Raw genomic sequence first — 12590 nt, 5'->3', positions numbered from 1 at the left:
AGGGGTATTTGGCGACACTACGGCTGAAGATGCATCCCATTAAGAGTCAGCTGTTTGAGACGCGGTATGGGGCTAACTTCGTGGGGTTTCGGGTGCTGCCGGATCGGATTCGGGTGCGGAATGATAATGTACGACGGGCCAGGCGACGGCTGAAGGCATTGCAGCGGCAGTATGGGTTGGGGGAGATTGACCTGGAACCCTTGGTACAGAGACTCCAGAGCTGGGAGGCGCATTTAAAGCATGGGGATACGTATCGGCTGCGGCAAAAGGTGTTTGAACGGCATACGTTTATGAGGGATGAGGAGTTAGAAGCCAGAAGTCAGGAGCCAGATGGGGAGGATATGGATATGTTTATGGAGTTTTGATGGCCTCAGGTAGTGCTGCCCACTCCATCTTCTGAATTCTCTCTTCTGAATTCTGTTGAAAAAGTGCAAAAGGGGAAGAGAGAAAAGGGCTATTGAAGAGCCCTGGGCGCGGAACACACAACTCGAAAACCGAAATTGTCGAGGCGGTAGTCGGGCGTAACGTTGTCGCGGTAAGCGGAGCGGCAATGCCTTGGATAGTTGAACCAGGAGCCCCCGCGCATAACACGATAAGCATCTTTTTTATCACTCTCCCAAGCCTTACCGTCGGTCGGAGCACCGTCATAATTGTCATGCCAATGGTCTTGACACCACTCATAAACATTACCGTGCATGTCACTCAGGCCAAAGACATTGGCATACTCAAAATGATCAACATCTGTAGTCTCTTCGCGAAACTCTCCTTTAGGACCATCACCATAGGAACCGGAGCGTTCATTCTCTTCATCATCGGTACCGCGATAGTTAGCCAATGACGTCATGATGGTTTCACCAAAATGGAACGGTGTGGTTGTTCCCGCACGGCAGGCATATTCCCATTCCGATTCGGTAGGTAGACCGAAATCGCGATGCGTATGGGCGGAGAGACGGCGGCAGAACTCAACTGCGTCATGCCAGGAAACACTTTCTACAGGACGGTTATCCCCTTTGAAATGGGATGGATCGGCGTCTAACTCACGCTCAAATTGGGGCATGGCGGCTACCACTCGCCATTGGGCCTGGGTGATAGGATAACGGCCCATCCAGAAAGGCTCGACGGTGACTTCGTGTTGGGGGGATTCATCGCCATAGCGGTCAATCTCATCATCTGGAGAGCCCATCATAAAGGTGTCACCTGGAAGTGACACCATTTCGAGAGAAATGTCTTCTGATAACGGCTCCACCCAACGGTAAGCATTTTGTTGTTGTCGCTGGATTTCCCATTCGATAGGGCTACCCTGACGGACCAGGGTAGCCACTGCAAACTCAAAGAGTTCGAGGTCTGATGAGTCCTCTGCATCTGACGATACGTCGAAGGTAATGACCGTACATAGCGCCGTTTGTAGGGGCGGCGGAAACTCAGCTATATCCGTCTCTACCAACTGAACATGCTCAAAATCAAACGGCTCAAGCTGTGGAAATCCTGAGATGACAGGCAGAGGCTGCGGCTGCGGTTCCAACGGTTTTAAGGCATCTGGTACTGCGAGGGTCAGCCCCTCGGCAACCTCATAGACACTATGGAGCGCAGCTTGTGGAACGCTCTTAGGTGACGTCAACAAACGGCCTACCACTCGGGCATAGTCCAGTAATTGTGGGTAAGCCTTAAGTTTGGGGGCTAACTCCTGGGTTAACCGAGACAGTCGCGCCATTTCGGCCTGAGCCGATGTTGACAACCTCTGGCCATCGCCAGTTTGAGACACGGCTTGATAGGCTTGGGCTAACTGCCGCGCTGCCGCCTGTTGTTGCTCCTCATCGACATACACCATGGCCGCCAACTGCTGAGCATGTAAATCTTGCCGACTGAGATAAGGATTCATTAGTTCAAGATGTTCAACATAGCGCAGCAGCAGTTTTGCGACAGCTCGCATATGCTCAGGGCCTAAAACCGCTTCCATTTCTTTAATTAGAAAGGCCCGCACCGCCGTATCCATCGCATACTGCTCATACCCCACCGGCGAGCATAAATCTGATAGTAATAAATCCGCCTCGGCAATCCAAGGTAGCTGTCTGTGGCGTAAGAACTGATTTCTCAGATAGTGCAACAGCTCAGGTGTGAGCACCAGAGGTAGCGCCGCATAGTAAGCCAGCCAGCGATAATCCACATCAAATCGACTGACAAAACGCTCAACCTGACGTTGCGCTTGCTGCTGTTCCTGTGAGTTTGAATCGTCTTGCTGCATAGCTCGCTCTGTACCTATACCAACGATACCGATTGTCCACGCACAGTTTCAATCAGGTTACTAAAACCGTCTTTATCCACCTGTTCCATCGGTACCAAGTAAGAAATCATCTCTGCTGACGTGCTAGCCCACCGCTCTACAGGCATGGGATTGAGCCACCCTAACAATGGGGTGTATTGTTGAAGTTGCACAATAAATTCTGTTGTGGCTCGCACTCGCTCCATCCGTTGGGCACCACGGATAGCCCCTGCATCACTGAATATCAGCACACTGGTGTCGGTATCACAAAGAGCTAACGGGACTTGCAGGTCCACAGGTTGATTTAAATGAATATCCTCATATACATGACTGGTGGGGACATTGTAAAAATAGAAAACATTAACACTGGCTAAATCATTAGCTGATGTAGCTGTGTCCACTAGATCACGACTAAAACGATGAAATGGCACCATAGACCCGCCTTGGTCAATAAGCAGCATTAACTTGGCATGGTTGATTTCACGGCGGCGATAAACAGGGGCTAAAAAGAAACCAGTCTGGGCTACTAGATCTACCGTTAAGGCAATGTCTAAAACATCGGGAGGTCCATCCAGCTTAGGTCGTCTCAGATAACGCCATGCATAGGCCATGGCTCGGCGGGATATGGGCCAGTAGGTCTGTAGCTCGGGTAAATCGTCTATGCCTGTCGGAGTTAGAGGCGGCTGTAGAGCCAGGGGCTCTAATTCGGGTTGAACTGTCGGCTGTGGCTGAACGTCAGGAGTTTGATTTGCTTTGGGTGGGGGAGGTGGGGGCAGAGAAGCCTTAGGAGGTTTTGAGGCAGATTGCTGAGGCAACTCTTTGGTGGGTATTGGCGTTGCCGCTTGTACCAGCTCATCCCACATCATTTCCAGTTGGGCCTGCTGAGCCAGGGATGAGCACCATAGCAGCTGCAATGTCTGCTTTAGATCATCATGATTCTCAATACCAAAGCCACCCTTTACGGCATCTAAGGCGGCCAGGTATTCTCGCATACCTAATTTAAAGCGTCGACGCACTCTGTCGAACAGCCGAGAGACGAAGGACTCAATATCGGTTAATTCACTGTCAGGCTTGGAAAGCTCCTTCATGATGATGCAGCCTTTAACCAATCCCCCCGCAATTTGAATAATAATTCTGGATAGGGAATGGTACTCTCTGACTTGAGTTTGCTGGCAGAGTAGGGTCTGGAACCAAACCCCTGTAACGCATCGAGCCAATCTAAAAATTCACTTGTGCCTGGATTTTTGAATAAACCACCTTTCTCACGTAACGCTAAGAAACGCTCTGCTGCAGCCTGAAATAGCTTAGGTCCAGGCTTTTTAGCTGGTCTTGCCAATTTTGCTTTGGTCTCATAATGGGCATCAACAATTTCTTTCAAGCGCCCTTGATCATCTGGAAACTTGACATAGTAGTAAATGCACCGGCGTAAAAAAGGAACAGGTAAATCGCCTTTTTCCTTGTTACTGGTGATCAGCACAATGGGCATATGCTTGGCCTGAATTTTCTTAGCTCTAGTTTCGCCAGTCTCTGGGATTTCGAAGGCCCAAGGCTCATCCAAAACGGCTAATAAATCATTGGGAAAGTCTAAGTCAGCCTTGTCAATTTCATCTATGAGTACCACTGCAGGGCGATCTTCGACTTGAAATGCCTGTCCCAAGGCTCCCCAGGTGCGATAGTCAGTGGGCTCGCTAGGGCGACGTTCTAGGTTCGACTCGACCGCTCGTGCTTGAACGTCATGTAGCCGCAGAACGGCATCATAGCTATACAGACCATCTTTGGCTTTGCTGGTTGAACGCACATCCCACCGATAAAAGGGCAGACCCAATTCATAGGCTAAGGCCGAAGCCAGTCGCGTTTTGCCACAGCCTGCTTCCCCTTCTAATAACAGAGGTCGCCCCAGATAGATAGACAGGTTGACGGCTTTAACTAAGGCTGGATCAGCAATGTACGGCTCTTCCTCTTGGGGAGAATCTGGGTGGGCATCATCAGGACGCTGACTAGGATCCCCTTGAAAACGATATTGATTTGGTGCTAATGGCATGAGAGTCAGTCCCTAGAGATATAGCGTATGGGGCAATATTTAACAGGCATACTGGTTCATAGTTTCCATCAATTCGTCATAGACGGCTTTGGGTACTCCATCGGTTGAATCATGAATGGTTTGGGCGATCTGAGCAATATCAGCATCGGTCAGTTGGTCAGTTTGCTGCGTCAATCCAGAAAAGTCAAATAGCCAGTTGCAAATCTCATCTTTTGTCCATTTTTGCAACGGTAGTTCTAGAATCTTGCTGCCGCTAAAGTTCGTTTTTTTGCAACAGAGTGTGGTGGGCAAACAATCTCTAGGAATAGAGCCACGTACTGACACAATTGCCAATAACCGAATCTTACGTTTCTGACTAGAGACTGAGGATAACCGGCTGACTAAGGCAAGCCAGAAGGTATTTACAAACCACTCTAAAAAACTATTTTGAGGATTAAGGGCATAAAGATTAATTTCTATCAATAGAATGTTCCCACTAACCAAGGATTGAAAAATGCGGTCAATCATTCGCTCAATGGTGCTAGTCAGGCTAGTGGGCGTTGCCACTGGATCTACGGGAAATCGTTCAGCCAAGCTATTTAGAAACGCTACAGGCCCCGCTGTTTGATGGGCTGCAAAACTAATATTGCAGGGAGCAACTAATGTTCCTAGCTCTGAGGAAATCCTCTGTTTTACTTTACGGATACACCATTCTCCCCCCATAGAACGACTGTTCCGCAGCACAAATAGGGCCGATCCTTCTTGTCGCTGTAGTTGACCAAACACTGTATTTATGGTGGAGGTAACTTTGACATAGTTGATCTTGTGCAGGTTTTCTTGCCATGCATGAGTGGCCTGACGATAGGTTTGGGCAGAAGATTGCTGAGGCTTTCTTAACGAGTCAAGTTCTGCCAGCAATGATTCTATTTGAGCTTCAAGCTGTCGAACAGTCTCATTCAGCGTTACTTGATTTACATCATCGAGAGTTCGTAGTTTTTGGGCATTGACTTGCTTATATTTTTCAAGCAGTAATTTATACTCCTCCTCTTTGGCTTGAATTTTGATTTGAACAAATTCCGTATTCATCTCCATCGTCATCAATCAATGACTCCTCATGACGATGTAATTGAACTGATCTCATTAGCAACCTGCTCTAGTTCCTGCTCTAGAGAGGCTAGCTGCTCTTGTAAGGTAACTTTATCAGCCTCTGATAGTGATGTATTCATCTGATTAGAAGCAGCTTGAAATTTAGCCAACAGTAACTGTTGACGTTTTTTTAGGGCAGCTAATTTCACCTGCTGGAGAGGAGAGAGCGGCTGAGTAGGGTTACTAATAATTTCTTCAAGACGCTGTATTAACTGCTCTATATCATTGTGAAAATCTGGATCGGGTCGCGCCTGGGCCGCATTTCGCCTGGCTAAGGTCTGGAGATCATCTGGCAGCTCATGATCTCCTGGCATCCTGGCTCCACCCACCAATAACGGAATGACCGGAATATCCCTCTGCAGTGCCATGGCAATTTCAGTACGAACCCAATCGGTATCTGAGCGTTTTAGACGCTCCTGCAATACCGCTAACCATGTAGCCCCGATGACAGCCACTAACACCTCGCACCTCTCGACCGACTGCTTTAGTTCCTTCTGGAAATCATTGCCATAGGGAATGCTATAAACATCCCTAAAAATGAGTTCATTATCAAAATAGCTGTTGAGGCGGTCATAGATACGTCCGGTGACGTCCTGGCTATCACTACGGCGATAGGAAATAAAAATGGCGTTTTTAGAAGACATAATCCAGACTGATATAAAAATCGGGCAGTTAGGCCGACTTTAACCAAGAAAATTCGGAATTGGCTAGACCTCGATACTCTATATCAACAACAAAAGACAGAGGTATTCAGAATATCTCCAATACTTCCAGATTCTGGCATTCAAGTTTTACCGAGCAACTCCGCCGAAACCCCTGATACCTTTCGCTTTCCTTCAACCACCACCCGCAACACCTCCAACGCAGGCCGCTCCGCCTCAATCAGCCCCGCCACCCGCGTTACCTGACTCGCTCGTATATACTCACTCACCCGCCCCTTATGGCTATCCCACCGATAGTAATGGCTAATACTAGGATTCGCCCGCCCCCGGTTACCCATCCGCTCCTCAATCCAACCCGAGGCATTACCAGGAGCCCGATACCGCCACTGACTCCCCGACCCATCCAACGGCTTACGCACTATCGTCCGCCGTCCCCCAGAACGCGGGTCCACGCGCTGATAAACCGCCACCTCCGGCAATAACGCCAGCTGCGCCCCGTTGAGGATGTCATCCGTCCGCAGCTGCCCGTTGCGTTCGGCTTTGAGTACGCGCTTACGGCCCATTTGCTTGAGGTCATAGGTGCCGTGGCAGGGGGCACAGAGGGCTCTTAGGTTGCTGGGCTGGTTGTTCTGGGGGACGTGATCCAGATGCGCCACCGTCAGCTTAAATCGCCCTGGTCTCGGCGCTCGAACGTCACCATCAGCCTCCCACCATAAGGGTTTCCAGCTATCTGGCAAGCGCTCGTATAGGGCGCTGAGCGCTTCCCCAGGCTGGCGGCAGGGGCGGCCACAGTCGGTGCAACACCAGTTGGCCTCGGTTTTGATTTGTAAGGCTAGCTCATCCCAGTTAGCGGGGTAGAGACTGCGATCCATTGGCATAGCATCATCCCGCCTGGCGCATGACGTCCACAGCGTTGCCCGGTGGGCTGGCCGCTAACTCCCATTCTGCCTGAAGCAGGGGGATATCGATATGGCACCGTTCAGCGTCGGCCTGCAGCTGCGAACTGATCGGGCTGTGGGTTGCGTTGGCGGAGCCTTCCCCTTGGGAACTCGCGTTTTTAATGCGATGCAATACCGTCGATACGTCGGGTTCTGGCTCCGGTGGTTGCTCAGAACTGTGTTCTGGGGGGGGTGGTTGCCAGCGGGGTCCGTCAGGCCCGATATCGATAGTCCATTCGGGATGGGTTGCGATCGCATTTTGGATCCCTTTACGCATCGCCACTACGGCCCACTGACTCTGATAGCGGGCCAACCTCGCCGCTACGTCTACATCTTCCAGTGCTGGTTGTTCTGGGGGAGGCGGCGGCGGAAGCGTGTCTATTTGCTGCTGCACCGATTGCCATGCTTCGTATTCACGCAAGTTGGCAGGATTAACGCTCTGCTTTTCTAGCCATAGCTCCCGCATTGTGGGCGGTTCCGGTAAGCGACTGGCTTTGGCAAGTAACCAATCCCTGTAATCCGGTTCTATTTCAAAAATGGAATTTTGGTCGTCTCTCTCTCTATTTAAAGAGTCTAGATCGTTTAAAGAGTTTAAAGCGATCTGAACGCCTTGCTCCGTATGCATTTCAGAGGCCAAGTGTTGTCTACAGATCAACGGTGTTGTCTGACGATCATCAAGGTTGTCTGTAGACAACACTTGAGATCCAGAGACAACACCGTTGTCTACAGGCAACTCGTTGTCTACAGACAACACCCGAACACTTGAACTATTTTTAGTGTGGAGTTTGACCGTTGCGGTATTGATTTCCAGATCAATCCAGCCGTTAGCATCTAATGCTTTGAGTGCTCGACTGACAGTGCCCTTGTTACATTGCAGAACCTTGGCAATGTCAGTGACACCGATTTCTAAGTTTTTATCCCCCCAGGGATCTAAGGTGCGGAGATAGTACAAAACCTTCATCTCAGCAGGTTTTAGCTCTACACAGGCCCGCAACCACTCGTCATTTGTCAGCCTATAGTGCCGTACAGACTCAGGGGGTTTTTTTGGGGCACTATGCTGCATTACCTCGGCTGGGGGTAGCCGAAAGTAGGACGATTTTTGTCGCCCACCGGAATAATGTGTCATAATCAGAGGTGAATATTTTGATTTTCAATTCAAAGCTCAGAGCCGGCAAGCTCTGGGCTTTTTGTTTTTGTGCTCTACACGACTTCTAAAAAACCGTAAGTAAGAACATTGACGACTTTCGGATAGATGGAATTTGTCAGGAAATGGCGTAATCGATAGTATCTGATCGCTGAATAGTGATTTGACCTCCTGAACGTCTAAGAATTGGTTAATCTCCTAAAGTATAGAAAGAAACCGCCGGTTTCTTTCTGCAACCCTTGTTCCCTGCAGGGAACAGTTTACGGATACATCCCCCGTTGATGAGGCTTGATGAACGATTCAGCCGCTAAATCAGGGATAAGGTAGAGCCTCGACACACAGTAAGCCTTTAGCTCTGGTGGTCGGCCATCTCGCCCCTTGATTCGGTGTAAGACCCACTTAGGCGACTTTTTCAGCTCAGTTGCTAGCTCTTGAGGTGTCCAGTAACCCGGTAGAACCCGATCAGGACGCGATCCGTTCATCGACGGTGTGCCAGCGAATGACCACCTCACCCCCCATCATTTTGATGATGTCGACAATGTTGCCATAGGTCCTGGATTCAGGATTTTCGAAAGCGTTATTCACCATCGTAGATACAGAAGTTGGCGCAGAAAGCCCACGATGAGTGGCCAGTCGACGACTCAGCTCATAACGGCTGATACCAAGCTCCTCTAGTCTCTCGGTTAGAATTTCTTTCATGACCGCAAGATTAACTATATATGGTTGATAGTTATATCAGACTTTCTCAATCTATGCTCATCTTTTTAAAGGATTGAAACGATTAGTACATTTGTTTAAACCCAACGATCACCGGGAATTAAAGGAACTCAGTTTTTTTTCCACGGGGATGCTTTTTGAGGGATAGCCTCTGATGTCTTTAATAAAAGACTTGCTGCATAGAGTTAATGAGCATGAGGGATCGTATCGAGGTGGGGAATGTGCTGGAGTCCATCCCAGAGCAGGTGAGGCGATGGTTCTATAAAAGCGATGTCAGCGGAGCCGACATCCGTTGAGTAGCTGCCTATCAATCAAGTGCTTGCATTAGTTCATTACATTGCAGATTTACTTCCTTTAGCCGTTCGCGTATTCGCTGGTCTGCCTCAGGTGTGCGCGTTTCTTCGTTGGATATTTGGCTGAATAGTCGGGTTGATTCTCGGTCAAGTGCGATCGCAATTTCGTAAATGCGTGTAGCATTCTCTGGTAAATAGGCAACGACTATACATCCCCCTTTACTGATCACCTGGACATGGCTCAAGAGCTTTTTATTGGTCGCAGGCAGGAGCAGGACCAGTTTCGAACCGCATTACGTCTCTTTCAAAAGTCCTGGGCTACGAGACAGTTGCCAACGGTAATGAAGCTGATGGGTAAAACTGCTTCCCAACCGAAGCAACCCTCTATTTTTCTATTTTACGGTGAGGGTGGTATGGGAAAAACCACCTTAGTCAAGGAATTACAGCGAATTGCTGAACAGCATCCCTTTGAGGCAGAACAGTTATCTCGACATCAGTTCCAGACCTTGTACATAGATTGGGAACTGCACAAAAACGAGCCAGAAATCTTAGTGGGTCATGACCAGATTCAGCCAGAGGCAATGCTGGCCGTATTCCACCGGGCCATTGCCTCTGAACCTGACTTTGGTGAAGTGAAAGCCTTTACCCAGACGTTAGCAGCAATTCAGGCCCTAGAACAGAAGGTTGATGACCAACTCAAACAACCGCCCCAGGCAGGGCAAGAGGCCTTGAAGCAGGAGTTATTAGATGTGGGTGCCAAGGGTCTGGCCTGGGCCGTACGTACTGCCGCTGCCACCCAAACCGGACCGATCGCAGCGGCATTGGGTGGAGCCACAGTAGAACGGTTAGCCAAGATTGGAATTACCTTAAGTGCCGAAGGCCTATCTCAAATAAATCGCTTAGTGAGTAAGGCTCTAACGACAGAAGAGCAAGAAATCTATGCCCGCCCTCAGGAAAAACTGGCGGCAGCCCTGGGAGAGGGGCTCGCAGCAACGGCCAAGAAGCGACCTCTAGTCATCGTGTTAGATACCTACGAAATTGTCGATACCTCGCTCTGTGACTACGCACTGCGCCAGGTGATTCGGGCGAGCGGCGGTCAAACCGTGTGGGTCATCGCCGGACGAGCCGATCTGGCAGATAGCGGACAGCGAGGACAAGCCTACTTTCGTGGCTATCGTCAAGATTTTTCAGACCGGGCCTATGCCTATCCTCTGAGGCAATTTGGACTAGATGAATTGCAGCAGTTCTTTGCTCGTCAGGTACCCAATCGCCCGATTGAGCCCCCTCAGGCGGACGCCTTATCACAGTTCAGCAGGGGAATTCCGTTTGTGATCAATCTGGCGGCAGAGCTATGGGCCAAAGGGGTCCCCTTTGAAGACATTATTGCTCCACCGGAAGATACCGCCTTGAACAGTGAGGTATCGCAGCCCGCACACTATCAAATCATTCGAAAAATGAGTCAGCGGTTCTTGATGCATTGCCTGGGGGCAGAGCACCAAGATGATCGTCAAGCGGTCTTTGCGCTGGCAATGATGCGGCGTCCAGAGCCAAACTTGTTGCGGGCCATGTTAGATGTGGAGCAACTAAAACCAAGACTGCAGGAGTTGCGGCAGCGCTATTCATTTATTTTGGATGAAGCACTGCAATTAGATAACAAACTGAAGTTTTTTTTAGGAGAATATCTGCTTAATCCAGAACAATATTCAGAGCCATTGGTACAGGCGTTAAACGAGCGAGCACTGACCTGGCTCAAGCAACGCATTAAACAGACCACTCAGGAACTCAACGATCGGGCTGAGTGGCTAGCCGATGAGGATATTGCCCAGCTGTTGATAGACTATGCCTACCAATGCTTTTGGCAAGATGATAGTGCTCAAGACCAGGTAGGCTGGCGCAATTTGATTCCCTGGGTAGTGGAAGGCTGGCAATACAATCAGCGCTGGACCCGACAATTACTGGAGGTGGTCGCAGGGTTTAAACGAAGGTTTTCGACAGCCGAGCAACAACGGTTGCAGCGATTCCAGGCGGGATTAGCCCCCCAAGCCGAGGTGGAAGCCGAAGCAGCCCTACTGGAAGAGCTGGAAAAGTGGTCTAAGCGGGACTGGCTAACTGGAGATGGCTCAGAAGAGAGGCAAGCCATTTTGACCCTCAAGCGGGGGCGCTTGCTCTCTCGCCAGGAGCACTATGAGCAAGCACTAGCCCTATATTTAGAAGCTCAGCGGAAAATACCGGATAGAGCGGTGACGCTGACACGCAAATTAAGTAACGATTTGGAAAACCTGGGCTTCCAACTAGGCTGGAAAGGCAGATCCAGCATTGCCTCTGAACCCGCCAAACAGGCTTTTGAGCTGTCCACCGAATTGAATCCAGACAATAGTTCTGCCTGGTATGGATTGGGAGCCATTCAAGATGAATTTAAGGCCTACGAGCAAGCCATTGCCGCCTATGAGAAAGCCATTGAACTCGACCCCAAAGACGCCTCTCCACACAATGGCTTAGGCAATGTCTACAGAGCCCAGAACAACTACGAGCAAGCCATTGCCGCCTATGAGAAAGCCATTGAACTCGACCCCAAATACGCCTATCCACACAATGGCTTAGGCAATGTCTACAGAGCCCAGAACAACTACGAGCAAGCCATTGCCGCCTATGAGAAAGCCATTGAACTCGACCCCAAATACGCCTATCCACACCATGGCTTAGGCAATGTCTACAGAGCCCAGAACAACTACGAGCAAGCCATTGCCGCCTATGAGAAAGCCATTGAACTCGACCCCAAATACGCCTATCCACACCATGGCTTAGGCAATGTCTACAGAGCCCAGAACAACTACGAGCAAGCCATTGCCGCCTATGAGAAAGCCATTGAACTCGACCCCAAAGACGCCTATCCACACCATGGCTTAGGGTGGATCTATCTCACTCAAGACAACCTCACTGCCGCCACAGACTGCTTCAACCGGGCAATTGAACTCGATGGAAAATGGGGGGGATCTCTATGCAACTTAGGCATTACTTTTGCTATCCAGGGCAACCTCAGCCGTGCCCGAGAACTGTGGCAACAAGCTTTGCCGCTATACACCGACGATGATGACTGGGACCAGTCCACAGTTGCTCTGTATACCATAGCCCTGGGCACTCCTAATCAAGGACTGATGGCTCTGCAAAGCTTGATTGACAAAGGAGCCCTACCTGCAGCCTTGCGCAATGCACTAGAAGATGCCGAAATGCTGATGAAGTGTCCTACTCCCCTCGAAGGGATAGAAGAAGCCGTTACATTGTTAACTGGAGTTTAGACAAAATCTGTTCTTGAAGCATTCAGAATCGTACTCAAGCTATTGACTGGCCTGAGTATCTTAACTAAGAGATACAATTGGGTTTTAGGCTGCGACTTTGGGCTCAGATTTGGG

Annotated in this window: 9 protein-coding genes and 1 pseudogene; 2 read left to right on the top strand and 8 right to left on the bottom strand. The window is 49.8% G+C overall.

The features are described 5' to 3' along the window. Window positions 1–365: pseudogene (locus VB741_RS25120) on the top strand (RNA-dependent DNA polymerase); the annotation flags it as partial. 89 nt (window positions 366–454) lie between these two features. On the opposite strand, the gene VB741_RS25115 reads toward VB741_RS25120, so the two are convergent. The 8 genes from VB741_RS25115 to VB741_RS25080 all read right to left on the bottom strand — a co-directional run bounded on the left by VB741_RS25115 (window position 455) and on the right by VB741_RS25080 (window position 8869). Beyond that, window positions 455–2242: a formylglycine-generating enzyme family protein gene (locus tag VB741_RS25115; RefSeq protein WP_323367968.1), complete on the bottom strand. Its 1788-nt coding sequence runs from the start codon at window positions 2240–2242 to the stop codon at window positions 455–457. Between the two features lie 14 nt (window positions 2243–2256). Then, window positions 2257–3348, bottom strand: coding sequence for a VWA containing CoxE family protein (locus VB741_RS25110; RefSeq protein WP_323367967.1), 1092 nt, complete (start codon window positions 3346–3348; stop codon window positions 2257–2259). Continuing rightward, complete coding sequence (locus VB741_RS25105) at window positions 3345–4301, bottom strand: AAA family ATPase (RefSeq protein ID WP_323367966.1); 957 nt, start codon at window positions 4299–4301, stop codon at window positions 3345–3347. The genes VB741_RS25110 and VB741_RS25105 overlap by 4 nt, the downstream gene beginning before the upstream one ends. Before the next feature lie 39 nt (window positions 4302–4340). Then, complete coding sequence (locus tag VB741_RS25100) at window positions 4341–5366, bottom strand: hypothetical protein (protein WP_323367965.1); 1026 nt, start codon at window positions 5364–5366, stop codon at window positions 4341–4343. Window positions 5367–5392: 26 nt separating this feature from the next. Then, the gene (locus VB741_RS25095) at window positions 5393–6070 is read right to left on the bottom strand and encodes a TIR domain-containing protein (protein WP_323367964.1); all 678 of its coding nucleotides are present in this window, start codon (window positions 6068–6070) and stop codon (window positions 5393–5395) included. A gap of 140 nt (window positions 6071–6210) precedes the next feature. Then, on the bottom strand, window positions 6211–6966 hold the full coding sequence (locus VB741_RS25090; protein ID WP_323367963.1) for an HNH endonuclease signature motif containing protein: 756 nt from the start codon (window positions 6964–6966) through the stop codon (window positions 6211–6213). Between the two features lie 4 nt (window positions 6967–6970). Next, window positions 6971–8152, bottom strand: coding sequence for a MarR family winged helix-turn-helix transcriptional regulator (locus VB741_RS25085; protein ID WP_323367962.1), 1182 nt, complete (start codon window positions 8150–8152; stop codon window positions 6971–6973). A gap of 480 nt (window positions 8153–8632) precedes the next feature. Beyond that, entirely contained in the window at window positions 8633–8869 is a 237-nt protein-coding gene (locus VB741_RS25080; RefSeq protein WP_323367961.1) for a hypothetical protein, read from the bottom strand. Between the two features lie 547 nt (window positions 8870–9416). Between VB741_RS25080 and VB741_RS25075 the strand changes: the two genes are divergently transcribed. Then, window positions 9417–12476: a tetratricopeptide repeat protein gene (locus tag VB741_RS25075; RefSeq protein WP_323367960.1), complete on the top strand. Its 3060-nt coding sequence runs from the start codon at window positions 9417–9419 to the stop codon at window positions 12474–12476. Window positions 12477–12590: the final 114 nt, after the last annotated feature.

Source organism: Leptothoe sp. PORK10 BA2 (genome assembly GCF_034932105.1).
In the GTDB taxonomy this organism is placed as follows: domain Bacteria; phylum Cyanobacteriota; class Cyanobacteriia; order Phormidesmidales; family Phormidesmidaceae; genus Leptothoe.
This window is presented reverse-complemented; position numbering and strand designations above follow the sequence as displayed.